Annotated in this window: 22 protein-coding genes and 1 other RNA gene; 12 read left to right on the top strand and 11 right to left on the bottom strand. The window is 65.4% G+C overall.

Annotation, left to right across the window (positions count from 1 at the left end; all coding sequences use genetic code 11):
• The first annotated feature begins 33 nt into the window (after positions 1 to 33).
• Positions 34 to 705: a ligase-associated DNA damage response endonuclease PdeM gene (pdeM, locus tag ACVWYQ_RS20175; protein ID WP_271539511.1), complete on the top strand. Its 672-nt coding sequence runs from the start codon at positions 34 to 36 to the stop codon at positions 703 to 705.
• Between the two features lie 270 nt (positions 706 to 975).
• Positions 976 to 1,407 carry a hypothetical protein gene (locus tag ACVWYQ_RS20170; RefSeq protein WP_036041807.1) on the top strand — a complete coding sequence of 144 codons (432 nt, stop codon included), beginning with the start codon at positions 976 to 978 and terminating at the stop codon, positions 1,405 to 1,407.
• A 133-nt stretch (positions 1,408 to 1,540) separates the two neighbouring features.
• On the opposite strand, the gene ACVWYQ_RS20165 is transcribed toward ACVWYQ_RS20170, so the two are convergent.
• Positions 1,541 to 2,317, bottom strand: a complete 777-nt coding sequence (locus ACVWYQ_RS20165) for a DUF2865 domain-containing protein (protein WP_198399709.1) — start codon at positions 2,315 to 2,317, stop codon at positions 1,541 to 1,543.
• A 247-nt stretch (positions 2,318 to 2,564) separates the two neighbouring features.
• Entirely contained in the window at positions 2,565 to 3,128 is a 564-nt protein-coding gene (gene pyrE / locus ACVWYQ_RS20160; protein WP_036014130.1) for an orotate phosphoribosyltransferase, read from the bottom strand.
• A 184-nt stretch (positions 3,129 to 3,312) separates the two neighbouring features.
• Here pyrE and ACVWYQ_RS20155 point away from each other — a divergent pair, with 184 nt between their 5' ends.
• Positions 3,313 to 3,939 carry a glutathione S-transferase family protein gene (locus ACVWYQ_RS20155; RefSeq protein ID WP_404544349.1) on the top strand — a complete coding sequence of 209 codons (627 nt, stop codon included), beginning with the start codon at positions 3,313 to 3,315 and terminating at the stop codon, positions 3,937 to 3,939.
• A gap of 159 nt (positions 3,940 to 4,098) precedes the next feature.
• On the opposite strand, the gene ACVWYQ_RS20150 is transcribed toward ACVWYQ_RS20155, so the two are convergent.
• The 3 genes from ACVWYQ_RS20150 to ACVWYQ_RS20140 all read right to left on the bottom strand — a co-directional run bounded on the left by ACVWYQ_RS20150 (position 4,099) and on the right by ACVWYQ_RS20140 (position 9,359).
• Positions 4,099 to 4,734: a LysE family translocator gene (locus tag ACVWYQ_RS20150; RefSeq protein WP_404654006.1), complete on the bottom strand. Its 636-nt coding sequence runs from the start codon at positions 4,732 to 4,734 to the stop codon at positions 4,099 to 4,101.
• 282 nt (positions 4,735 to 5,016) lie between these two features.
• Positions 5,017 to 8,109, bottom strand: coding sequence for a DNA polymerase I (polA, locus tag ACVWYQ_RS20145; protein WP_456726310.1), 3,093 nt, complete (start codon positions 8,107 to 8,109; stop codon positions 5,017 to 5,019).
• A gap of 182 nt (positions 8,110 to 8,291) precedes the next feature.
• Complete coding sequence (locus ACVWYQ_RS20140) at positions 8,292 to 9,359, bottom strand: acyltransferase family protein (RefSeq protein WP_456726309.1); 1,068 nt, start codon at positions 9,357 to 9,359, stop codon at positions 8,292 to 8,294.
• 203 nt (positions 9,360 to 9,562) lie between these two features.
• Between ACVWYQ_RS20140 and ACVWYQ_RS20135 the strand changes: the two genes are divergently transcribed.
• The 4 genes from ACVWYQ_RS20135 (at position 9,563) to ACVWYQ_RS20120 (ending at position 15,936) form a co-directional block, all read left to right on the top strand.
• On the top strand, positions 9,563 to 10,879 hold the full coding sequence (locus ACVWYQ_RS20135) for a UDP-glucose dehydrogenase family protein (protein WP_404544341.1): 1,317 nt from the start codon (positions 9,563 to 9,565) through the stop codon (positions 10,877 to 10,879).
• A 128-nt stretch (positions 10,880 to 11,007) separates the two neighbouring features.
• Positions 11,008 to 13,482 (top strand): ATP-dependent helicase HrpB, encoded by a 2,475-nt coding sequence (gene hrpB, locus ACVWYQ_RS20130; RefSeq protein ID WP_456726308.1) that lies wholly within the window; start codon positions 11,008 to 11,010, stop codon positions 13,480 to 13,482.
• A 250-nt stretch (positions 13,483 to 13,732) separates the two neighbouring features.
• Positions 13,733 to 14,245 carry a TIGR02281 family clan AA aspartic protease gene (locus ACVWYQ_RS20125; protein WP_456726307.1) on the top strand — a complete coding sequence of 171 codons (513 nt, stop codon included), beginning with the start codon at positions 13,733 to 13,735 and terminating at the stop codon, positions 14,243 to 14,245.
• 191 nt (positions 14,246 to 14,436) lie between these two features.
• Positions 14,437 to 15,936, top strand: a complete 1,500-nt coding sequence (locus ACVWYQ_RS20120; RefSeq protein WP_456726306.1) for a phosphomannomutase/phosphoglucomutase — start codon at positions 14,437 to 14,439, stop codon at positions 15,934 to 15,936.
• 168 nt (positions 15,937 to 16,104) lie between these two features.
• Here ACVWYQ_RS20120 and ACVWYQ_RS20115 read toward each other — a convergent pair whose 3' ends face one another.
• The 4 genes from ACVWYQ_RS20115 to ACVWYQ_RS20100 form a co-directional block, all read right to left on the bottom strand.
• Complete coding sequence (locus ACVWYQ_RS20115) at positions 16,105 to 16,614, bottom strand: Lrp/AsnC family transcriptional regulator (protein ID WP_025032510.1); 510 nt, start codon at positions 16,612 to 16,614, stop codon at positions 16,105 to 16,107.
• A 97-nt stretch (positions 16,615 to 16,711) separates the two neighbouring features.
• Positions 16,712 to 17,629: a sugar kinase gene (locus ACVWYQ_RS20110; protein WP_456726305.1), complete on the bottom strand. Its 918-nt coding sequence runs from the start codon at positions 17,627 to 17,629 to the stop codon at positions 16,712 to 16,714.
• Positions 17,630 to 17,640: 11 nt separating this feature from the next.
• On the bottom strand, positions 17,641 to 18,582 hold the full coding sequence (gene nudC / locus ACVWYQ_RS20105) for an NAD(+) diphosphatase (RefSeq protein ID WP_109145459.1): 942 nt from the start codon (positions 18,580 to 18,582) through the stop codon (positions 17,641 to 17,643).
• 10 nt (positions 18,583 to 18,592) lie between these two features.
• Positions 18,593 to 19,012, bottom strand: coding sequence for an HIT domain-containing protein (locus tag ACVWYQ_RS20100; protein ID WP_036041788.1), 420 nt, complete (start codon positions 19,010 to 19,012; stop codon positions 18,593 to 18,595).
• A gap of 200 nt (positions 19,013 to 19,212) precedes the next feature.
• Between ACVWYQ_RS20100 and ffs the strand changes: the two genes are divergently transcribed.
• The 5 genes from ffs to ACVWYQ_RS20075 all read left to right on the top strand — a co-directional run bounded on the left by ffs (position 19,213) and on the right by ACVWYQ_RS20075 (position 22,653).
• Positions 19,213 to 19,309: signal recognition particle sRNA small type (gene ffs / locus ACVWYQ_RS20095), an RNA gene on the top strand.
• Between the two features lie 95 nt (positions 19,310 to 19,404).
• Positions 19,405 to 21,240: a DNA polymerase III subunit gamma/tau gene (locus ACVWYQ_RS20090; RefSeq protein WP_456726304.1), complete on the top strand. Its 1,836-nt coding sequence runs from the start codon at positions 19,405 to 19,407 to the stop codon at positions 21,238 to 21,240.
• A 26-nt stretch (positions 21,241 to 21,266) separates the two neighbouring features.
• Positions 21,267 to 21,587 (top strand): YbaB/EbfC family nucleoid-associated protein, encoded by a 321-nt coding sequence (locus tag ACVWYQ_RS20085; RefSeq protein WP_157283374.1) that lies wholly within the window; start codon positions 21,267 to 21,269, stop codon positions 21,585 to 21,587.
• A gap of 1 nt (position 21,588) precedes the next feature.
• Complete coding sequence (recR, locus tag ACVWYQ_RS20080; RefSeq protein ID WP_036026497.1) at positions 21,589 to 22,191, top strand: recombination mediator RecR; 603 nt, start codon at positions 21,589 to 21,591, stop codon at positions 22,189 to 22,191.
• 27 nt (positions 22,192 to 22,218) lie between these two features.
• Complete coding sequence (locus tag ACVWYQ_RS20075) at positions 22,219 to 22,653, top strand: hypothetical protein (protein WP_157283373.1); 435 nt, start codon at positions 22,219 to 22,221, stop codon at positions 22,651 to 22,653.
• 123 nt (positions 22,654 to 22,776) lie between these two features.
• Here the strand turns inward: ACVWYQ_RS20075 and ACVWYQ_RS20070 are convergent, their stop codons facing one another.
• Both ACVWYQ_RS20070 and ACVWYQ_RS20065 read right to left on the bottom strand, forming a co-directional pair.
• Positions 22,777 to 24,138 carry an AmpG family muropeptide MFS transporter gene (locus ACVWYQ_RS20070; protein ID WP_275498334.1) on the bottom strand — a complete coding sequence of 454 codons (1,362 nt, stop codon included), beginning with the start codon at positions 24,136 to 24,138 and terminating at the stop codon, positions 22,777 to 22,779.
• Positions 24,139 to 24,320: 182 nt separating this feature from the next.
• Positions 24,321 to 24,623: a GIY-YIG nuclease family protein gene (locus ACVWYQ_RS20065; RefSeq protein WP_271539478.1), complete on the bottom strand. Its 303-nt coding sequence runs from the start codon at positions 24,621 to 24,623 to the stop codon at positions 24,321 to 24,323.
• Positions 24,624 to 24,713: the final 90 nt, after the last annotated feature.

Raw genomic sequence — 24,713 nt, 5'->3', positions numbered from 1 at the left:
GCAGGCGCGCTGATTTCGGGAGATGTCGAGGACATGCGCGTTTCCAGAGTCACGATCAGCGATGTGACCTTCGCGGCCGATCTCTCCGGCGCTCTGTTCTGGGACGAGCAGCGCCTGCTCGTCGTCTCCGACCTGCATCTGGAGAAAGGGTCGAGCTTCGCCACGCGCGGCGTGCTGCTGCCGCCTTACGATACCATTGCGACGCTCGGCCGGCTCGCTGCTGTCATCTCCCGCCATGATCCTCGAATCGTCATCGCGCTCGGCGACAGTTTTCACGACCGCAGCGCGCATGAGCGGCTGTCCGCCGAGGACCGCGACGCGGTGGCCGCACTCCAGAGCGGCCGCGACTGGATCTGGATCTCGGGCAATCATGATCCCATGCTGCCGCGCGATCTCGGCGGCACCATCGCGGTCGAAGTCGCGATCGGCCCGATCACCTTCCGCCACGAGCCCACCGGCGCCCACGGCGAGATCGCCGGCCATCTGCATCCGAAGGCGCGTGTCTCGGCACGTGGCCGCTCGATGGAGCGCCGCTGCTTCGCGAGCGACGGGATGCGGGCGGTGATGCCGGCATTCGGTGCTTACGCGGGGGGCCTCAGTATCCGCGACGCCGCCTTCGCCAAAATCTTTCCGGAGAACGGCTTTGTCGCCCATCTCCTCGGCGACCGCCGCGTCCACGCCATTGCGGCCTCGCGCTGCTGTTAAGGTGCCGGCCGAATTAGGACAGCACCACGATCGGTATTTTTCCGGAATCGCGCAAGGCCCGTTGTCGGTATTAAGGTCCGCCCTCGCCGGGGCTGGAATTTCATCCCGAACAAGATTGCAACCGGCAAGGGGTCGCCTCGGGCGGCCCCTTTCGATTCCACGCACGCTTAGAACAAATTAAGAACACTTTAGCAAGTCTTTGATATATCATTGTGATTCGGCGCCTTGCCGATACAACATCTAGCGTCTGTCCGACTTTGCGAGGACTACATGTCCACGATTGCCTTCGACCAGTTTGCCCTCACCCGGATCGCCGATTTCGCGCGCTCGCTGTCACGGCTGCATCAGGCCGCGCGGCGCCAGAGGGTCGATGACGACCAGTTCGACCGCGAGTTCAACGCGGTGTGCCAGTCGATCTGGGGCTACACCATCGACGACGTCAGCGACGATCTGTTCTCGCCCGAGGACCATCTGTTTTTGGACACGCTGGACGAAGCGCATGCGCGCATCTTCGCGGCCGAGCAGGGCTATGACCTCGTCGGCGATCAAGGCATGCTGACCGATTGGTGGGGCTTCTGCTGGATGATCCTGGCCGAGAAGCGCGGCCTCCTGACGCCGGAGAACCGCGCCGCCGCGCGAGCCGCGATCGAGGAGAAATATCTGGCCGCGCCCAATGTGATCGGGGTGATCATCGGGAGGTGAGCTCTCGTGCCCCGGACGCAGCGCAGCGCTTTTCAGCGGTGCGCTGCAGAGCCGGGGCCCATCTCGCAGCATGCTGGGTCCCGGCTCGGCGTCGCGTCACTGCGTGCCGCGCCGCGTCCGGGACACGAAACTGCTACTCCAACCCCGCCCGCTTCGCCGGCTTCGCGGCGGTCTTCGGCACTGTCACGTCCGGCAGCGGTTCACGCACGATCTCGTTTGACGCCGGCGCATCTGCCGACACCGTCTCGGCCCGCACCGGCGCCACCTTCATCTCGCCAAGCCGGGCGCGAACCTGCGCGGTGAGACCGGGATAGGAGGCAACCGGGGTGAAATCCGCAGCCTGGTCGTTGCCGACGCGGACGCCGGTATAGGCAACGAGGCCGTCGCTGGTGGCGATCACGTCGCCGGCCTTCAGCGAGGAATCCAGCGCAAGGTCGACCGGGGCCAGGCCGACGGGTTCACGGCCGTTGCAGGTGCAATCGGCGCGCAGCGCCTTGCGGTAGGCGAACGCGTTCTCGCTGTCGGCGTAGCGCTCGCCGGTCTGGGAATAGGCACCATCGATCGACGAGCCGAAATAGACCTTGGTCGCGCTGGCAGGGCAGAATGCCTGACACATCTGCGCGGGCGAGACGAGGCCGCGCATCAGCGGAAAGTATTTCCCGTCGCAACTGCGTACGCAGAAGGCCGGGCCCGAGCCGCCGGCCGCGGCCGAGCGAGTCGGCGGCACATATTGCGGCGTGGCGCCATTCTGCTGGCTGCTGAAGGGATCGACATAGGAGTTCGCCGGCGGCACCTCGCGCTGCGGCCGCTGCTGCTGCATTCCGCCGAAGAGGAAATCTAACAGACCTTCTGCCGAGACCGGGGCAGGAGCTGCGAGCAGCGGCGCCGCCAGCATGGCGGCCACAAGCATCGCGCGACGCCGCCGGCGCGCATGGGACATGACTGTACGCAATGCTTACTCCACCCGACGCTACTGAACCGGCTGGGACCGAGAGGTCTCAGCACGCGATTCACCATAAAGCGGGATGGTAAATGAGCAGTTGAGCAGAGGCGGTTTCAAGACGAGGCGGTGGCCTCTTTAAGGCCGGGCGCAGCTTTGGACCGATGGTTGCTACCGGGACACATTGAGGCATGACGGCGGAGAAATTTCCGCCACTTCACCCCTTCAAGAATTCCGACGCCTTGTACAGCGAACGGAACGGCAGGCCGGCCGCACCGAACGTGTCGGTGGCGCCTTCCTCCCGATCGACCATGGTCAGCACCAGCACGACATTGGCCCCGGCCTCGCGCACCGATTCCACCGCCTTCATCGCCGAGCCGCCCGTGGTGGTGACGTCCTCGACGATCACGACGCGCTTGCCCGCCAGCGTCTCGCCCTTGGGCAGGCCCTCGATCGCGAGCTTGGCGCCGTGCTCCTTCGGCTTCTTGCGCACGAAGAAGGCCGCGATCGGATGACCCTTGATCCAGGAGATCTGCGCCAGCGCGCCGGCGAGCGGCACCGCGCCCATCTCGAGCCCGCCGATGAAATCGAGCTGGTCGTCCTTCAGCGCCTCGTAGGTTAGCTCGGCGAGCAGCGTTGCGCCCTCGGGGTCGAGCATGGTCGGCTTGAGGTTGAAGTAGAAATCGCTCTTGCGGCCCGACGCGAGCGTCACCTCGCCGCGGCCGAATGAGCGCCGGCGGATGATCTCGAACAGGCGGGCGCGGGAGGCGGATTTCGACACGGCGGTCCCTCGAACAGCGTTTTTGGTGGGGGCGGAATTTATCCGCGACCGACGCGACATTCCAGAGGGGGCGTCTCCCGTCAACAGGGATCGGCCATCCCGGTCCGCAGGTTGTGAGGGCGCAACCTTCTGGAGTAGGTGAGGGGGCAAGCCTTCGGGCAAGCCTCTTGGGGAAGGACACGGAATGACCATCGAGCTCTATACCTGGAACACGCCGAACGGCCGCAAGATTTCGGTCGCGCTGGAGGAGATGGGGCTGCCCTACAAGGTGATCCCGGTGAACATCACCAAGGGCGAGCAGATGGCGCCCGAGTTCCTCAAGCTCTCGCCCAACAACAAGATCCCCGCGATCGTCGACCCCGAAGGGCCCGACGGCAAGCCCGTCAGCATCTTCGAATCCGGCGCGATCCTGCTCTATCTCGGCGAAAAGACCGGCAAATTCCTGCCGAAATCGCTTATCCAGCGCATCCCGGTCTACGAATGGCTGATGTGGCAGATGGGCGGCTTCGGCCCGATGCCCGGCCAGGTGCACCATTTCATCGCACTCGAAAACGAGCAGGACCGGGCCTACGGCCTGAAGCGCTTCATGGCCGAGACGCGCCGGCTCTACGGCGTGCTCGACCGCCGCCTCGAGGGGCGCGACTTCGTCGCCGGCGAGCTCTCGATTGCGGATTTTGCCATCCTGGGCTGGGCCTGGCGCCATCCTCGCCACAAGGTTGATCTGGCCGACTTCCCCAACGTCAAGCGCTGGTACGACGCCCTGATGGCACGCCCGGCCGTGAAGCGGGGGATGGAGGCGAAGCTGGATTGATCTCTCTTCTCCCTCTCCCCGTTCTTACGGGGAGAGGGTTGGGGTGAGGGGCCTCTCTCCCCATGCGAGATGGTCGAGAGACCTGTACCCCCTCACCCGAATTCGATCTGCGATCGAATTCGACCTCTCCCCGCAGGCGGGGAGAGGTGAAAACCATCCTCACACCCTCTTCGCTTCCACCGCCATCCGCACCGCGAGCCCGGCCAGCACGGTGCCCATCAGCCAGCGCTGCACCAGCATCCAGCTCGGCCGGTTCGCCAGGAACAGGGCGATCGATCCGGCCGCGAGTGCGATCATCGCGTTGACGCTGACGCTGATCGCGATCTGGATCGCGCCCAGCACCAGCGACTGCATCAGCACGCTGCCGGCCGCGGGATCGATGAACTGCGGCAGCAGCGCCAGATACAGCATCGCGATCTTCGGGTTGAGCAGGTTGGTGACGAAGCCCATCGCGAACAATTTGCGCGGGCTGTCGATGGCGAGCTTCCTCACCTGGAACGGCGAACGCCCACCCGGCTTCACCGCCTGCCAGGCAAGCCACAGCAAATAGCCGGCGCCGGCAAAGCGCAGCGCGTCATAGGCGAAAGGAATGGCGAGCAACAGCGCCGTGATGCCGAACGCCGCGCACAGCATGTAGAACACGAAGCCAAGCGCCACGCCGCCGAGCGAGACGATGCCGGCCGCGCCGCCTTGCGTGATCGAGCGCGAAATCAGATAGATCATGTTCGGTCCCGGCGTGAGCACGAGGCCGAGGCTGACGAGGGCAAAGCCGAGCAAGGCGGAGGTGTGGGGCATGGTTGAACCGGTGCGGGAGACGGCACGGTTCTAATATGCGCGGGATCGTGGGGCCATCGTGCAATTGCTCGGAGGGCAATTGAGCGCTTGCGCCGCGAATTCAGTGCGCTCCCTCGCCCCGTTCTTACGGGGCCGGGACGAGCTTCGCTCGCCCTGAGAGGGCTGGAGTGAGGGGCTTTCTTCACACGGGCGGTCGTCGATAGACCTGTACCCCCTCACCCGGATCGCAAGAGCGATCCGACCTCTCCCCGCAAGCGGGGAGAGGTGAAGGGAGAGAGAGCGCTAATGCGCCTCGTCCCAATTGTTCGCGGCGCGGGCGTCGACATGCAGCGGCACCGAGAGCAGCACGGCCGGGAACGGCGCGTCCTGCATCACCTTCTGCACGACGGGGAGCGTTGCCTCGACCTCGTCGTCCGGCACCTCGAAGATCAACTCGTCATGCACCTGGAGCAGCATTTGCGCCGAGAGCTTCTTCTCGGTGAGCGCATCCTCCACCCGCGTCATGGCGCGGCGGATGATGTCGGCGGCGGTGCCCTGAAGCCGCGCGTTGATCGCGGCGCGCTCGTTGAAGGCGCGCACCGAGGCATTCGAGGCCTTGATGTCGGGGTAGTGGCATTTGCGGCCGAACAGCGTGGTGACGTAGCCGTGGTTGCGGCAGAAGTCGCGCGTCTCGTCCATATAGGCGCGGATGCCGGGGAAGCGCTCGAAATACTTCTTGATGTAGGCGGAGGCTTCCTCGCGCGCGATGCCGAGCTGGTTGGCGAGGCCGAAGGCGGAGATGCCGTAGATGATGCCGAAATTGATCGCTTTCGCGCGGCGGCGGATCTCGCTCGGCATGCCCTTGATCGGCACACCGAACATTTCCGATGCGGTCATGGCGTGAATGTCGAGCCCGTCGCGGAACGCCTGCTTCAGCACGGGAATGTCGGCGATCTCGGCCAGCAGCCGCAGCTCGATCTGTGAATAATCGGCCGAGACCAGCTTGTGTCCGGGCGTGGCGATAAAGGCGCGGCGGATCTTGCGGCCGTCCTCGGTGCGCACCGGGATGTTCTGCAGGTTCGGCTCGTTCGACGACAAGCGCCCCGTCGTGGTCGCAGCCAGCGCGTAGGTGGTGTGCACGCGGTGGGTCTGCGGATTGACGTAGGTCGGCAGCGCGTCGGTGTAGGTCGATTTCAGCTTGGAGACCTGGCGCCACTCCAGAATCTTCTTCGGGAAGTCGTGGCCCTGCTCGGCGAGCTCGTCGAGCACCTGTGCGGTGGTCGACCACGCGCCGGTCTTGGTCTTGGTGCCGCCAGGCAATCCCATCTTGCCGAACAGGATGTCGCCGATCTGCTTGGGGCTGCCGACATTGACCGGCTCGCCCGCGATCTCCTGGATCTCGGCCTCGACACGCGCCGCGGTTTGGGCGAAGTCGCCGGACAAACGCGACAGCACCTGGCGGTCGATCGAGATGCCGCGCCGCTCCATGCGCGCGAGCACCGACACCAGCGGCCGCTCCAGCGTCTCGTAGACCGCACTCATGTGTTCGGAAACGAGGCGCGGCTTCAGCACGCGCCACACGCGCAACGCAATGTCGACACCTTCGGCTGACAGCGGTGCGGCCTTGTCGATTGGCACCTGGTCGAAGGTGATCTTGCCCTTGCCGCTGCCGAGCAGCTCGCTTTCCTTCAGCATGGCATGGCCGAACCAGCGCTCCGACAACGATTCCAGCGCATGCGAGCCGCGGCCGGCATCAAGCACGTAGGAGATCAGCAGCGCATCGTCGATGTTGCGCAGGGTGATGCCGTGCTGCGCCAGCATCACGGCGGTGAACTTGACGTCGAAGCCGATCTTGAGGATGCCCGCCGATTCCAGCACCGGCCGTAGCGCTTGCAGCGCGTCGTCATGCTTGACCTGGTCCGGCGCGAGGCCGGCATCGAACAGGCCGGCGCCGCCGCCGGATTGCTTATGCGCCAGCGGCACGTAACAGGCCTCGTTCGGCGCCAGCGCCAGCGCGATTCCGCACAGATCGGCCTGCATCGGATCGATCGAGTTCGCTCTGGTCTCGATCGCGACATGGCCGGCATCATGGATGCGTGCGATGAAGGCGTTGAGTTCCTTGTGGGACTTGATGGTCTGGTATTTGCCGCGATCGACCGGAAGCTTGCGCAGCGCCTCTTCGCGCGCGGCGGCGAGGGAGATCGGTGCCCCCTTCGGGCTCGCAGCCTTGTCGTCCTTGCCCGCCGATCTGTTGGGCTGGTTCGGCCGGGCTGGCGCCGGGGTTCCCGCGCCTGGTGCGGGCACCACGTCCGAGGGCGGCAGCGTCGTGAACACGCTGGCGCCGCTGGCATAGCCGGGATCGGCATCGACATTGGCGGGATCGATCTGCGCATATTCGGCGACGCGCCGCGTCAGCGTCGTGAACTCCATCGCCTTCAGGAAGGCGATCAGCTTGCGCGCGTCGGGCTCGTGGACGGCGAGGTCGTCCAGCGGCACCTCCAGCTCGACCTTGTCGTCGAGCAGCACGAGCTGCCGCGAGATGCGCGCCTTTTCCGCGTTCTCGAGCAGCGCCTCGCGCCGCTTGGGCTGCTTGATCTCGCCGGCGCGGAACAGCAATTGGTCGAGATCGCCATATTCGGTGATCAGTTGCGCCGCAGTCTTGATGCCGATCCCGGGTACGCCCGGCACGTTGTCGGTGGAATCGCCCGCGAGCGCCTGCACCTCGACCACCTTGTTCGGCGGCACGCCGAACTTCTCGATCACCTCTGATATGCCGATGCGGCGGTCCTTCATGGTGTCGTACATGGTGACGCAATCGGTGACGAGCTGCATCAGGTCCTTATCGGACGACACGATGGTGGCGCTGGCGCCGCGCTCGCAGGCCTGTCGCACATAGGTCGCGATGAGATCGTCGGCCTCGAAGCCGATCTGTTCCAGGCAGGGCAGGTCGAAGGCGCGCACGGCTTCGCGGATCAGCGCGAATTGCGGAATGAGATCGTCGGGGGCGGGCGGCCGGTGCGCCTTGTAGTCCGGATAGATCTTGTTGCGGAAGGTGATCTCCGACTTGTCGAAGATGATGGCCAGATGCGTCGGCCGGTTGTCCTCGGGCATCTCGCGCAACAGTTTCCACAGCATGTTGCAGAAGCCGAGCACGGCGTTGACCTGGAGCCCGTCGGATTTGCGGTTCAGCGGCGGCAGCGCGTGATAGGCGCGGAAGATATAGGAGGAACCGTCGACCAGGAAGACGTGGTCGCCCTTGCCGGCCGCCTTCGCCGCGACCGGTTTGGCAGCAGCTGTCGCGGGTGCCGCCTTGGCAGCAGGCTTATCGGCGGCCGCCTTCGGCTCGGCAATCTTGGTCTCAGCCTTGGCGGTGGTCTTCTGCGATGTCTTGGGCATGGCCGCAATGTATGAATTTTTGCGGGCTTTGACAGCCTTCGGAGGCGGATTTTTGGCGTGGTGACGCCGCTATCCCCACTGTCATTCCCCGCGAAAGCGGGGAATCCAGTACGCTGCGCCCCATCGATCGACAACGACTGTCTCTGGAATACTGGATGCCCCGCCTTCGCGGGGCATGACGGTCACTCCGCCGCCTGCAACACCGCTCCCGTTTTCCTCGGCGCGATCCAGAACGCATCGGGCCGCTCGAACAGGAAGCGCGCATTGAGCCGCAGTGCGGCCTGCCAGATCGCCAGCGCACCGAGCACGCCGGCGACGGTGACGAGAAGCGATACCGTGCCGATATCCGCAATGACGCCGGTGCGCAGCAGCAGCGTCCGCGTCGCCGCCATCGGCAGGAAGAAGGCGAGATAGATGACGATCGAATGCTCGCCGCAGAAGCGGAGGAAGTTGAGCCAGTGTGCCCGCGCGAGCAGCGTGCCCGCCGCGATGATGGCGCAGGCGCCGGCGAAGCCGAGCGCGAGCGAGACGATCGCCCACTCGCTGGCGCCCGCTGCGACGAGGCCGGCATTGGCCAGCGCCCAGGTAGCGAGCGCTGCAAGCGCCAGCGCCGGATGCTTGCGCGCACGATCCGACAGGGCGAACACGTAAGGCGCGAACAAATAGCCCGAATAGAAATAGACGAAGCGTGCGCAGAACTCGTCGATGGCGGTCCAGCCGGTCGTGATGTGCGCGGTTTCCAGCGCGGCGGCGACGAGCCAGACCGCGAGCGGCGGGACTTTGCGTGCCAGTTTCGTGACGACGAAGAAGACCGGCAACAGATAGATGAACCACAGCGTGCCGAACGGCTCGATGAAGGATTCGAGATACAGTAGGCCAACATGCTGCCAGCTGGTCTCGGCCGCAAAGGCCGGGGCCTTGAAGCCGAATTGGATTGTCACCCAGACGACATAAAAATAGGTGAAATGCACCACCTTGCGGTCGAGATAGGTTCGCCAGTCCCGATCGATCACCAGAGACAGGAACAAGCCCGAAATCAGGAAGAAATCCGGCATCCGGAACGGCTTTGCGAAGGCTACGAGCACGTGCATGAACCCGGTCTGCCCGGCGGCAAGCTCCACCCCCAGCACCGAATGCATCATCACCACCATGACGATGCAGATGCCCTTGGCGTAGTCGACCCAGTCGATACGCGCGGCCGAAGCGGCCGTGGAGGGGCTGGCCGCCGCGATTGTGCCTGATCGTGCCATGGTGTCCCTTTTCGAGGCGCGTTCCGCCCGTGCCTGTGCGGGCCTGGGACAGTTTGGAGCCCAGTGGTTTCCGACTTCTTTACTGGTTCAAATCGCGGGCCGGTTTTTGCATGCGGACTGTTCCATGACCTCGGGAAAATGCTAAACCGCCCCGGATTGGGCTGAGTTGGACGTCCGTTAACCAAGCTGGAACAGGATTTTTCATGCGAATTGCGATGATCGGCACGGGCTATGTGGGATTGGTGTCCGGCGCCTGCTTTGCGGATTTCGGCCACGACGTCACCTGCGTCGACAAGGACGAGAGGAAGATCGCGGCACTCCATCGCGGCGAGATCCCGATCTACGAGCCCGGGCTCGACGAACTGGTCGCGAACAACGTGAAAGCCAAGCGGCTCGACTTCACCACTGACCTGAAGCAGCCGGTCGCCGATGCCGATGCCGTGTTCATCGCGGTCGGCACGCCCTCGCGCCGCGGCGACGGACACGCCGACCTGTCTTACGTCTATGCCGCCGCAAAAGAGATCGCGCAGTCGCTGCAGGGCTTCACCGTGGTGGTGACGAAATCGACCGTGCCGGTCGGCACCGGCGATGAGGTCGAGCGCATCATCCGCGAGGCCAATCCCAAGGCCGACGTGGTTGTCGCCTCGAACCCAGAGTTCCTGCGCGAGGGCGCGGCGATCCGCGATTTCAAATTCCCCGACCGCATCGTGGTCGGCACCTCCGACGAGCGCGGCCGCAAGGTGATGGGCGACATCTACCGCCCGCTGTCGCTGAACCAGGCGCCGCTGATGTTCACCGCGCGCCGCACCGCCGAGATGATCAAATACGCCGCCAACGCGTTCCTGGCGACCAAGATCACCTTCATCAACGAGATCGCCGATCTGTCCGAGAAGGCCGGCGCCAACGTTCAGGAGGTCGCGCGCGGCATCGGCCTCGACAACCGCATCGGCACGAAATTCCTGCATGCCGGTCCCGGCTTCGGCGGCTCGTGCTTCCCGAAGGACACCAAGGCCCTGATCAAGATCGCGCAGGACTACGACGTCTCCTTGCGCATCGTCGAATCGGTGCTGGCGGTCAACGAGAACCGCAAGCGCGCGATGGCGCGCAAGGTAGCCCAAGCGCTCGGCGGCAATCTGCGCGGCAAGACCGTCGCGGTGCTCGGCCTCACCTTCAAGCCCGACACCGACGACATGCGCGATGCGCCGTCGATCCCGCTGGTAACAGGCCTGATCGACATGGGCGCGAAGGTGAAGGCGTTTGATCCGGTCGGCATGGAGCAGGCCAAGGGCGAATTGCCCGATATTACCTATTGCGAGGACGCCTATGCCTGCGCGCAAGGCGCCGACGCGCTCGTCATCGTCACCGAATGGGTCCAGTTCCGCGCGCTCGATCTCGACCGGTTGAAGGCGACCATGGCGCAGCCGGTCGTCGTCGACCTCCGCAACATCTACCGCCCCGAAGACATGGAAGCTGCCGGCTTCGTCTACGAGAGCGTCGGGCGGCCGGCGGTGCAGGGCTGATTGCTGCATATTCTCATTGAACGAAGCCGTCATGGCCGGGCTTGTCCCGGCTATCCACGTCTTGTTCACTGCCAGACGAAAGAACGTGAATGCCCGGCACGGGGCCGGGCATGACGAACGGATAGATCTTGCCCCGCAGCTTCGACACGCCCCTCCCGATCGATGCCGTGCTCGACGATTTGTCGCGTACGCTGGAGGCCAGCAACGCTGCAGTGCTGGTGGCCCCTCCCGGCGCCGGCAAGACCACGCGCGTGCCGCTGGCCTTGCTCGATGCGCCCTGGGCCAAGGACAAGAAGATCATCGTGCTGGAGCCGCGCCGCATCGCCGCGCGCGCCAGTGCCGACCGCATGGCCAAATCGCTCGGCGAGCGCGCTGGCGAAACTGTCGGCTATCGTGTCCGCTTCGGCTCGAAGATCTCGCGCGCGACACGCATCGAGGTGGTGACCGAGGGCATCTTCACCCGCCAGATCCTCGACGATCCCGAACTAACAGGCGTTGCCGCGATCCTGTTCGACGAATTCCATGAACGCTCGCTCGACGCCGACATGGGCCTTGCGCTGGCGCGTGATGCGCAAACCGGCTTGCGCGAGGATTTGCGTATCCTGGTGATGTCGGCGACGCTCGACGGTGCGCGGGTGGCAAGGCTGCTCGGCGATGCCCCCGTCGTCGAAAGCGAGGGCCGGGCGTTTCCGGTCGAGACACGCTATCTCGGCCGCAAGGCGGATGCACCGATCGAGCGGCAGATGGCGGATGCGATCGCATCTGCGCTGCGCGCCGATAGCGGCTCGGTGCTGGCCTTCCTGCCAGGCGCCGCCGAGATCCGCCGCACGCAGAATTTCCTCTCCGAGCGCGTGCAGGACGCCTCCGTCGAGATCGTGCCGCTGTTCGGCGCGCTCGATGCCGCCGTGCAGGACCGTGCCATCGCGCCGGCGCCCAAGGGCACGCGCAAGGTGGTGCTGGCGACCTCGATCGCGGAGACCTCGCTCACCATCGAGGGCGTGCGCATCGTCGTCGATAGCGGTCTTGCCCGCGTGCCGCGCTACGAGCCCGATATCGGCCTGACGCGGCTCGAGACCGTGCGCGCCTCGCGCGCGGCGGTGGACCAGCGCCGCGGCCGCGCCGGCCGCACCGAGCCCGGCGTCTGCTACCGGCTCTGGGACGAGCCGCAGACCACCTCGCTCGCGCCCTACACCCAGCCAGAAATCCTCAGCGCCGATTTGTCGTCGCTGGTGCTCGATCTCGCGCAATGGGGCGTCAGCGATCCCGCGGCTCTATCGTTCCTCGATCCGCCGCCGCAGCCGGCCTGGAAGGAAGCCAAGAGCCTGCTGAGCGAGCTCAACGCGCTCGACAGCGACGGCCGCATCACCGCCGAGGGAAAAAGCCTGCGCGCGCTGGCGCTGCCGCCGCGGCTGGCGCGCATGATCGTGGATTCGCATCGCGCCGGCGAGGGCCAGGCCGCCGCCGAGATCGCGGCCATCATCACCGAGCGCGGCCTTGGCGGCGACAGCGTCGATCTCGAGCACCGCCGCGACCAGTTCCGCCGCGACCGCTCGCCGCGCGCGGCAAGCGCGCGCGATCTCGCGCGCCGCTGGGCCTCGCAGGTCGCGGCTTCGGAGATGGTGGCGCTGCAGGAGGATCTCTCGACCGGCCTGATGCTCGCCTATGCGTTCCCGGACCGCGTCGCGCGCAATCGCGGCAATGGCAGTTTCGTGCTGGCCAACGGCCGTGGCGCTTCCATCGAGCAGACCTCCTCGCTCGCCCGTGCGCCCTACATCGCGATCGGTGAGATGACCGGGACAGCGGCGAGCGGACGCATCTTGCTCGCCGCGCAAATCACCGAGGACGAGATCGAGCGGCATTTCGCCGAGCATATCGAGACCGCCGACGAGATCTCCTTTGATCGCGGCGCGATGGCGCTGCGGGCACGGCGCAAGCGCGTGCTGCACGCGATCACGCTGTCCGAGGCGACGCTTTCAGTATCGCCCTCGGAGGAGACCGCGCGCATCTTCGCAGATGGCTTGATCGCCGCGGGCCTCGACCGGCTGCCCTGGTCGAAAGCCGCCAAGCAATGGCGTGATCGCGTGATGTTCCTGCGCAAGGCCGAGGGCGACAGCTGGCCCGACCTGTCGGACGACGGTCTGATCGCGCGGCGCGACGACTGGCTGGTGCCGGCGCTCTACGACAAGATCGCGCTCAAGGACATCTCCGCGGGCGATCTCTCCGATGCCCTGATGGCGCTCCTGCCGTGGGAGATGCGCGCGCGGCTCGATCGCGAGGCGCCGACCCATTTCGAGGCGCCTACGGGGAGCGTGCTCGCGATCGACTACGAGGCCGAGCAGGGGCCGACCATCGCGGTCCGGCTCCAGGAATTGTTCGGCCTCAACACCCATCCCTCGATCGCCGCTGGCAAGGTGCCGCTGGTGCTGGAATTGCTGTCGCCGGCCCAGCGGCCGGTGCAGGTGACGCGCGATCTGCCCGGCTTCTGGCGCGGCAGCTACGCCGCCGTCCGCTCCGACCTGCGCGGCCGCTACCCGCGTCACCCCTGGCCCGACGATCCCGCGAGCGCCGTGCCGACAAGGCGGGCGAAGCCGCGCGGGACGTGAGGTGGTAGACCCTCATGGTGAGGAGCGCGGAACGCGCTTCTCGAACCATGCAGGCCCCGCTCTCGCGTGCGGCCATCCTTCGAGACGCCGCTTCGCGGCTCCTCAGGATGAGGGCCTGGAGTAGCTGCAACGGCGCCCATTAACCCTCCGCTCATCCTTTTCGTCAAAATGACAGGAGCCCCGGCGTGCCCGCGCTCGCCGCCGGCCTCGTCGCGTGATGAAATCGAGCTTTCGGCTCGGAAGTGGTGTGATGCGTAACATTATGATCATCGCGGCCGTCATGATCGGCCTCGGCACCTTCATGGCGCAGATGGCGGACAAGATGAGCTCGGCTTCCGCCACGTCAGTGCCGCGCATGACGGTCGCGGTCGCGGCCACAGCGCCGGCCGGCGGCCGCAGCCTGGCCATTGCCCGTGACGCCCGCGGTCATTTTCAGACCGAGGGCCGCATCGACGGCCAGCGCATCGGCTTCATGATCGATACCGGCGCCTCCGTCGTTGCGCTGAACGAGACCTCGGCCGCCCGCTTTGGTCTCCGTCCCTCGCGCAGCGACTACAACGCCACCGTCTCCACCGCCAACGGCACCATCAAGGCCGCGCGAACCCGCATCCCCATGCTCGATGTCGGCGGCCTGATCGTGCGCGACGTCGATGCCATGGTGCTGCCCGACGAGGCGCTGTCGGAGAACCTGCTCGGACTCTCCTTTCTGTCCCGCCTGAAGCGTTTTGAATACGCCAACGGGCAGATGGTGCTGGAGCAGTAGAGGCACCCCGCGCCATTGCGCGGTCGTCGAATTCAAGAAGATATCATTGCTCTGGCCGCCGTCGCGGCACGTTTCTTCGTTACCAAACTGCCGCAATTATCGGCCATAAGCCTTCATTCCCGCCTTTCGCTGCGGCTTGGCGTTCGCTAAGCCTGCAGCAAATCCCGCCCCCTTTCCATGAGACCGAATCAATGTTCCCGAAGCCGAAATCCGTATTGTTGCCCAACACCTACGCCTTCGAATCCGAGCCGATGGTGAAGCCGACCGGCTTTCGCGAATACGACGCGCGCTGGTTGTTCCAGAAGGAAATCAACCTGATGGGTGTGCAGGCGCTCGGCATGGGGCTCGGCGCGCTGATCGCCGAGCTCGGCGTCCGCCAAGAGATCGTCACCGGCCACGATTTCCGCGGCTACTCGGCCTCGATCAAATACGCGCTGATCTCCGGCCTGATGGCGGCGGGCTGCAAGGTGCACGACATCGGCCTTGCGGTGACGCCGATGGCCTATTTCGCACAGTTCGATCTCGACGTGCCCGCTGTTGCGATGGTCACGGCCTCGCACAACGACAATGGCTGGACCGGCGTGAAGATGGGCGCCAACCGCCCGCTGACCTTCGGCCCCGACGAAATGTCGCGGCTAAAGGAGATCGTTCTCAACGCCGAGTTCAAGAATAAGGCCGGCGGCTCCTACCAATTCCACGAGAATTATCCGGCGCGCTACATCGCCGACCTCACCTCCCGCCCGAAGCTGACGCGCAAGCTCAAGGTGGTCGCGGCCTGCGGCAACGGCACCGCCGGCGCGTTCGCGCCGCAGGTGCTGGAAGCGATCGGCTGCGAGGTGATCCCGCTCGACACCGAGCTCGACCACACCTTCCCGAAATACAATCCGAATCCGGAAGACATGGAGATGCTGCACGCGATCCGCGACGCGGTGTTGCAGCACAAGGCCGATGTCGGCCTTGGTTTCGACGGTGACGGCGATCGCTGCGGCGTGGTCGACAACACCGGTGAGGAGATCTTTGCCGACAAGGTCGGCGTGATGCTGGCGCGCGACATGTCGGCGATCCACAAGGACGCGCAGTTCATTGTCGACGTGAAATCGACCGGCCTGTTCATCACCGATCCCGTGCTGCAGAAGCAGGGCGCGAAGACCGCCTATTGGAAGACCGGTCATTCCTACATGAAGCGCCGCACCAACGAGACCGGCGCGCTCGCGGGCTTCGAGAAGTCCGGCCACTTCTTCTTCAACAAGCCCTATGGCCGCGGCTATGACGACGGCCTGGTCTCGGCGCTCGCGATATGCGACATGCTCGACCGCGCGCCCGGCAAGTCGATGGCCGACTTGAAGAACGCGCTGCCGAAGACCTGGTCGTCGCCGACCATGTCGCCCCATTGCGCCGACGAGACTAAATACGGCGTCATCGACAAGGTGGTGAAGCACTTCGAAGGCCTGCAGGCCAAGGGCGCGAAGATCGGCGGCCAGGCGATCCGCGACCTCGTCACTGTCAACGGCGTCCGCGTCACGGTCGAGGACGGCAGCTGGGGCCTGGTGCGCGCCTCCTCCAACAAGCCCGAGCTCGTCGTCGTGGTCGAGAGCCCGGTCTCGGAGCAGCGCATGCACGACATGTTCGAGATGGTGAACAGCGTGCTGCGCACGCATCCCGAAGTCGGCGAGTACAATCAGAAGATCTGATTGGTGACTGCCCGCTGCGACGGCGGTGCGCTCCCTCGCCCCGTTCTTACGGGGAGAGGGTTGGGGTGAGGGGCTTCTCTCCGCGGATGCGAATGTCGCGAGACCTGTACCCCCTCACCCGGATTGCTTCGCAATCCGACCTCTCCCCGCAAGCGGGGAGAGGTGAACCTACGCCGCCACCACCGCCGGGATCGGCAGCGCCGTCACCGACTTGATCTTCTCCATCGCGAAACGCGAGGTGACGTTCTTCAGCGGCACGGCGCTGATCAGCTTCTTGTAGAACACGTCATAGGCCTGCATGTCCGCGACCACGACGCGCAGCATGTAGTCGACGTCGCCCGCCATGCGATAGAACTCCATCACCTCCGGCATGGCGCTGACGGCCTCGGCGAACCGCTTCAGCCAGGCATCCGAATGGTCGGAGCTCTCGACCGACACGAACACGGAGATGCCGAGCCCGATCTTGTTCTGGTCGACGAGGGCGACGCGCTTGATGATCACGCCGTCGGCCTCCAGGCGCTGGATGCGCTTCCAGCAGGGGGTCGAGGACAGGCCAACCCGGTCGCCGATCTCGGCGACGGAAAGGGAGGCGTCTTCCTGGAGGACCATCAGGATCTTGCGGTCGATGGCGTCGAGGCGGCGGCTGGTCTCGGGAATTTGGACGGCGACATCAGTCATTTGAAGAACTTTGTTTCATTTCAGGGGCAGATTTCCCTGATATAGAGAAAATCCTTCCACGACAAGCCCATAATCTCGGCGCTTCCATGGAATCGCTCTACGGGCGATCGCGCAAAAACCCTTCAACTTCAACGCGTTGCGGGGCGGCCAGGCCGCCGCCATGGCGGGTGCATTTCAGCGCTGCGGCGGCCGTGGCGAATCGCATCGCTTCCCGCAACCCCTTACCCTCAGCGAGGCCGAGCGCGAACGCGCCATGGAAGACGTCGCCAGCGCCGAGCGTATCGACCGCCTGGACCGGGAAGGCTGGTGTTTCCTCCAGCGCGCCCGCCTGGTTCAGCCAGATCGTGCCGCGCGGGCCGCGGGTGACCGCGAGGAAGGCGGGCGTCAGCTCCGCCAGGCGCTTCAAGGCCGCGCCGTCGTCAGCGATGCCGGCCGTCTCCTGCAGCTGGGCGCTGGCGAACAGCAGATGCGAGGCGGCCGTGAGCAGGCCGTCCTGCAGCGCCATCGCGCGGTCGACGCCGACGATGACGGGAATGCCGCGCCGGCGTGCCTCGGCGCAAAGCGAGGTCGCGAACGCCGCACAGCGGCTTTCGACGAGCACCGCCTGACAATCGGTCAGCAAGGCGTCGGCCTCGGGTAGCCTCACGGTCCACAGCGCGGGATCGCGATAAATGGTGAGCGTCCGCTCGCCCGAGGGCTCGATCATGATCGCCGAGACCGGCGTGCTCAGGCCCGGCATGCGCACGATGTGCGTGCTATCGACGCCCTCCTGCGCCATCTGCGCGAGGATGAAAGCGCTCGACGTCTCCCGCGCATCACCCATCGGCCCCGCGAAGGCGAGGCGGCCGCCGAGCCGCGCCATCGCGATGGCAGCGTTGAGCGCGTTGCCGCCGCAGATCTCGGCGAGATGGCTGGCGTTCGCCTTGCTGCCACGTTCGGGCAAGGCCTCGACGCGCAGGATGAGGTCGCGCACCGGCATGCCGATGCAGAGGATGCGCGGCGCGGTCCCGGCCATCGTCGTTCGACTCAGCTGCTCTTGTCGTGCACCCAGCGGCCGAGCAGATGATGGGCGATGGCGAAGGGATGCGGACCGGCGAGCCCGTCAGGATGCGTCCGCGTCAGCATCTTCGCCGCCTCCTCGCGCGTGAACCAGCGCGCGTCTTCCAGCTCCATCCGATCGACGACGATGTCCTCGTTCAGCGCCTGCGCGCTGCAGCCGATCATCAGCGACGACGGATAGGGCCAGGGCTGGGTCATGTAATATTGCACGTCGGTGCAGCGGATCCCGGACTCCTCAAAGATCTCGCGGCGCACCGCGTCCTCGATGGTCTCGGCAGCCTCGACGAAGCCGGCGAGGCAGGAATACATCCCTGCCGGAAACTGCTTCTGGCGTCCGAGCAGGCACTTGTCGCCGGACGCCACCAGCATGATCACGACCGGATCGGTGCGCGGAAAATGCTCGGCCTTGCAACTCGGGCAGTCGCGCTTCCAGCCGCCTTCCTTCATGCTGGTGCGTACGCCGCAATTGGCGCAATAGCCGTGGCGCTGATGCCAGCCCACCATCGACTTTGCCATGGCGACGGCCGAGAGCTCCTCGGGCGGGATCGCGCCCTGCATCGCCATGCCGCGCAGCTCGGTCACGGTATAATCCTCGCGGCCGACCAGCTTCTCGGCGGCGGCCTGCGACAGGCCCATGCCGAACACGGCCGCACCGTCGCGAAGCCCGAGGAACACCGTGCCGGGATTGGCACCGCATTTCAGCGCCTCGTCGATTCCGAGCAGCGCCCGCACCTTGTCGCCCTCGCGCTTCACCAGCAGCGAGTCGCGATAGACCACATAGGCGCGCGAGGACGGCTTCTGCTCCAGCGCGAACAGCTTTTCGTCGTCGCGGCGCAGATGCGCGGCGCGGTCGAGGACGTTGGTGACGAAGGCCGGCTGCCCCAGCGGAAACGCGTTGAATGCTGACATTATTGTTCTTTCAACCCAACCAGATCTTGCGGCGAAGCGCGCTGATGAAATTCTGAACCTCCGCGGCGTCATGCGCCAGCGGCGGCATCACGCCCCACACCGGCCGCGGCCAGGCCGCGTCACTGGTGCGGCGCGCGATGATGTGGACGTGCAGCTGCGGCACGAGGTTGCCGAGCGCGGCGATGTTGAGCTTGTCGCATTTGGTGATCTCCTTCAGCGCGCGCGAGACGCGGGAGATCTCTGTCATCAGCTGCGCCTGCTGCACCTCGTCGAGATCGATGATCTCGACCGTATCGGCGCGTCGCGGCACCAGCAGCAGCCAGGGATAATGCGCGTCCTTGATGACCAGCACCTTCGACAGCGGCAGGTCGCCGATATCGATGGTGTCCTCTTTCAGGCGGGAGTGCAGCGACCAGGCGGGTTCGGGCATGAAGGCTTCTCTGGATTGATTCTTACCGTCGCAGAGACCACGCCCCCAGACAACATCCGTATGCGCCATGGTCCTTATGCGCCGGACCCGGTGGGGCAGGCCGAATGAGGGCGAATTCGGCGCTGGAAGTCCCCAAGCGCCGTCGGAACAGCCCCAGACCCCGCTTGCTTTCCGCTCCCTTTGGCCCCAAATAGGGACCGGGAGATTGGCGGTGGACGAGCCACTCGCCAACCGGGTCAGGTCCGGAAGGAAGCAGCCCTAACGAGGTCCGGATCGGGTCGCTCGTCAGTCTCCTACCTGTTTTTCGAGCGAACCAGCGCCGGCGGCACCAGCCGCCAGCGCGCTCCTTTCCGCAAAAGCCGGCCAAGAGACATTTCATTGCGGATCGACCGATGACCGACGCTGGCGCCCCTCCCGATCCCGATAGCGCCGGCCAGGCCGGCAATGCGCCCTACCGGGTGCTGGCGCGCAAATACCGCCCATCTTCGTTCGACGATCTGATCGGCCAGGAGGCCGTGGTCCGCACCGTCTCCAATGCGTTCGAGACCGGCCGCATTCCGCAGGCCTGGATTCTCACCGGCGTCCGCGGTGTCGGCAAGACCACCACCGCGCGCATTCTCGCCCGTGCCCTCAACTACGAGATGCCGGATGGATCGGTGAAAGGGCCGACCATCCACATGCCGACCCTGGGCGTGCATTGCCAGGCGATTATGGAAAGCCGGCACATGGACGTGCTGGAAATGGACGCGGCCTCGCATACCGGCGTCGACGACGTCCGCCAGATCAATGACAGCGTGCGCTATGCCCCGGCCAGCGCGCGCTACAAGGTCTACATCATCGACGAAGTCCACATGCTGTCGACGGCGGCGTTCAACGCCTTCCTGAAGACGCTGGAGGAGCCGCCGGAGCACGCCAAGTTCGTGTTCGCGACGACCGAGATCCGCAAGGTTCCGGTCACCGTGCTGTCGCGCTGCCAGCGCTTCGACCTGCGCCGCGTCGAGGCCGACGTGCTGATGAAGCACCTCGCCAGCATCGCGGCCAAGGAAAACGTCGAGATCGAGCCGGAGGCGCTCGGCATCATCGCGCGCGCCGCGGAGGGCTCGGTGCGCGATTCGCTGTCGCTGCTCGATCAGGCGATCGCGCATGCGGCGGGGCAGGTGAAGGCCGATGCCGTCAGGCAGATGCTGGGCCTTGCCGACCGCACCCGGGTCATCGACCTGTTCGAGTCGCTGGCGCGCGGCGACATCGCGGCTGCCTTCAAGGAGTTCCGCGACCAGTACGATGTCGGCGCCGATCCCATCGTCGTGCTCTCGGACCTCGCCGAGTTCGTCAATTTCGTCACCCGTGTGAAGGTTATCCCGGCGACCGCCGACAACGTCGCCTATGGCGAGACCGAGCGCGTGCGTGCCAAGGAGTTCGCCTCCAAGATCTCGATGCGCGTGCTGTCGCGGATGTGGCAGATGCTGCTCAAGGGCATCGCCGAGGTGCAGGCCGCAACGCGCCCCGCGGCCGCGGCGGAAATGGTTCTGGTGCGCATCGCCTATGTCGCCGACCTGCCGACGCCCGACGAAGCGATCAGGATGCTGGAGCAGAACGGCGGCGGCTCGCCGGTCGTGAACGGCGGAAGTAGCGCGCGCAGCGGCGCGCCCGGCGCGCCGGTTGCCTCCGCAGCGCCGATGTCGGCTGCGCCCGTGCGCATGCCGACAGCCTCGGCTCCAGCGTTTGGCGGTGGCGCCCGGCCGCAGATGGCGGCGCCCGCGCCGGATACGCAAGGGGCGGCGCCCCAGCTGCGCATCGCGAGCTTCACCCAGCTGGTTGCGCTCGCAGGGCAGAAGCGCGACATCATGACCAAGAGCGCGCTCGAAGGCGACATGCGCCTCGTCCGTTTCGAGGAGGGGCGGCTGGAAGTCGCGCTCGAGCCCAACGCTTCCAAGACCATGATCTCGGAACTTGCGAAGAAGTTCGAGCTGTGGACCGGCCGCCGCTGGACCGTGATCGTCTCCAACGAGCAGGGCCAGCCGACTTTGCGTTCGGTGAACCAGGCGGCCAAGCAGGAGCATGCCCGTACCGCGGAAGCCGATCCGCGCGTGCAGGAGGTGCTGTCGCGTTTCCCCGGCGCCAAGGTCGTCGAGGTCCGCAGGCTTGCTCCCGAGACCCCGGAAACCGATATTAACGCCGACTATGGCAGCGACGATCCGCCCGACGGTTCCGACGGCGACGATCTCTGAACCATTCTTTCCAAGGACACGCACCCATGGCTGATTTTCTCGGCATGATGAAACAGGCGGCGCAGCTGCAATCCAAGATGCAGGAGATGCAGGACCAGCTCGCCAACGTCGAGGTCGAAGGCATTTCCGGCGGCGGTCTCGTCGCCGTGCGCATGACCGCGAAGATGGACGTCAAGGGCATCAAGATCGATCCTTCGCTGATGAAGGCCGAAGAGCGCGAGGTGCTGGAAGACCTGCTCGTCACCGCCCTCGCTGATGCGCGCCGCAAGGCCGAGACCGCCATGCAGGAGAAGATGCAGGCCCTCACCGGCGGGCTCGGCCTGCCGCCGGGGCTGTTCGGCCAATAAAATGGGCGCTGTTGCAGGTCCCGAGATTGAGCGGCTGGTCCAGCTGCTCGCGCGGCTGCCGGGCCTCGGTCCGCGCTCGGCGCGGCGCGCGGCGCTGCATCTGATCAAGAAGCGTGAAGCACTGATGATGCCGTTGTCGAGCGCCTTGCAGGTGGCGCTGGACAAGGTCCAGGTCTGCAAGACCTGCGGCAACATCGACACGCAAAATCCTTGCACCGTCTGCACCGATCCGAAGCGCGATCCGGCGATCATCGTCGTCGTCGCCGACGTCGCCGACCTCTGGGCGCTGGAGCGGGCCAATGCGACCCAGGGGCGCTATCATGTGCTCGGCGCGACATTGTCGCCGCTCGACGGCGTCGGCCCGCAGGACCTCACCATCGACGCGCTGGTGGCGCGCGCTCATGATTCGCAGGTGCACGAGATCATCCTGGCGCTGAATGCGACGGTGGACGGCCAGACCACGGCGCATTACATCACCGACCTGCTTCAGGACGCCAATGTGAAGGTGACGCGGCTCGCCCATGGGGTTCCCGTCGGCGGCGAGCTTGATTATCTCGATGAAGGTACGCTATCGGCTGCGATGCGGCAGCGCACCCTGTTCTAGCCATCCAGACTTCACGGAACGGACGACATGACGAAACTTTTCGCCACACGCTTCGCTTTGGTCGCGACGATGCTGATGCTGGTGACCCCGGCCATCTCCGCGCAGCAGCGTGACGAGGCGCCGCCGCCGTCCAAGCCCGGCAAGCCGATCAACACTGGCGACGTGCTCTCCGGCGAGCTGAACGCGATGAAGGTGCGCGACGCCAAGAACGGCAAGCGCGTCGCGACCTACCAGATCACGTCCGAGCCGCGCCGCCTGCCGCCGCCGAACGGGCTGTGCAATCTCGAAACCGGCCCCGAGACGTTCCAGCTCGTCACCTCCAGCGAGGCGCAGGCCGCGCAGCTGAAATCCTTCGTCGGCAAGGAGATCTCCGTGAAGGTGGACGAGGTCGCCTGCGCCAGCGATCCCGGCCAAATGAGCGAGGCCGTGATCACGAAGTGGAGCCTGATCAAGAAGCAGTAGGGAGCTCCACTCCCTCGGTCGTCATTGCGAGGAGCCCTTGCGACGAAGCAATCCAGACTGCCTCAGCGGTGACAGTCTGGATTGCTTCGCTTCGCTCGCAATGACGAAAGAGAGAGGTGAGTCCTACACCCGCACCGGCCCCAGCGCCTCGAAATGCCCGCGCCTCTGCAAATACGCCAGCAGCATCAGGCTCGGGATGGCGACGAGGACGGAGATCGCGAAGAACATCGGCCAGCCCGTCGCTTTCGCCAGATAGCCTGCGCCCGACGACAAATAGGTCCGTCCTACTGCGGCGAGCGCCGTCAGCAGTGCATATTGGGTCGCCGTGTGCAGCGGGTTCTGGCACAGCGCCGAGAGATAGGCGACGAAGATCACGGTGCCGATGGCGTTGCAGAAATTGTCGGAGGTGATCGCGAGGGTCAGCGCCCATTCGTTGACGCCGACCAGCGCCAGCCACGAGAACGACAAATTGGACATCGCCTGCACGATGCCGCCGATCCACAGGCTGGTCGCGAGCGAATAGCGCCGGGCCACAAAGCCGCCGGCAAAGCCGCCGGCGAGGGTCGCGACGATGCCGACGCCCTTGACGATCACGGCATAGTCGTTCCGCGTGAAGCCGATATCGATGACGAACGGCACGGTCATGTTGCCGGAAAACGCGTCGGTGAATTTGAACAGCACGACAAAGGCGAGCACGACCCATGCTTCCTTGCGTCGCAGGAATTCCGAGAACGCGCCCAGCGCCGCATGGAACACCCGCGTGAGCGCGCCCTCGTCCTGCGTGGCGGCCTCTGCGCGCGCGGATTGTGCGGGCTCGGTGGCGGCGAGCGCAGTCACCGTGCCGATCAGCACCAGAGCCGCCATCACTACATAGCCCCACATCCAGGCGGCGCCACGAGGAACGATCGCCTCGAAGCCGGTGACGATGAACAGGGCGCCTGCGGTCGATACCAACATGCCGATGCGATACGCGGCGACATAGGCGGCCATGCCGGCGGCCTGCTCGCTTTCGGGCAGGCTCTCGACGCGGAAAGCATCGACCACAATGTCCTGCGTCGAGGACATCGTCGCGACCAGCAGCGCGCCAAGCGCAACCAGTAGCGGCGAACGTGCCGGATCGGTCAGCGCCAACAGCAGAATCGCGCCGATCAGCAGCAGTTGCGAAAACACCAGCCACCCGCGGCGACGTCCAAAGGACTGCGTGAACAACGGCACATGCAGCGCATCCACCAGCGGCGCCCACAGGAATTTGAGCGTGTATGGTGTTCCAACCAGTGCAAACAGCCCGATCGTTCCAAGATCGACCCCGGCTTCGGCCATCCACACCAGCAGCGTCGATCCCGACAGCGCCAGCGGCAGCCCCGAGGAGAAGCCGAGAAACAGCACGATCAGCACCCGCGGCTGCAGGTAAACGGCAAGGCTGTCGCGCCAGGAGGGCGAGGCGGCGGAAGTCGCGGCGGGGGAGGTCGCGTCGGGTGCGGTCATGGAGGGGGTGTTAGCAGATTCTGGGGGAAATGACTCTTGCGAGCTCAGTGGGGCGGATGCTCTCTCCACCCTCTCGGTGTCATCGTCCGCGAAGGCGGACGATCCAGTATTCCGCGGCGTCTCGGTTCAATCACAACTGCTGCGGCGTACTAGATACCCCGCCTTCGCGGGGTATGACCGCCTTACGGTGGTCCGGCTATGCCAGGATAGAGATCATCCCAGTTTGGGTTATGCTGCTCGATCAAGCGGACCTTCCAGGCCCTGTTCCACTTCTTCAGCCGCTTCTCCCGCCTGATCGCGTTCTCGGGATCATCGAATTGCTCGAAGTAGACCAGCCGAACGACATCATACTTTTCGGTGAAGCTTTCGATGACCTTCAACTTGTGCTGCGCCACTCGGCGGACGAGATCGTTCGTCACGCCGATATAGAGCGTGCCGCCAATTCGGCTGGCGAGAATGTAGACGTAGTAAAGGCGTGCACCCATGTGACCATCTCACCGCCCTTATCGTCCGCGCGCAATTGCGCAGGGGGGCGGACGATCCAGTAACCACCAGCGTCTCGGTTCGATCACAAC

This window comes from Bradyrhizobium sp. USDA 3397 (assembly GCF_054060965.1).
Note: the sequence above shows the minus strand (reverse complement) of the source record. Positions and strands in the feature narration are given on the sequence as shown.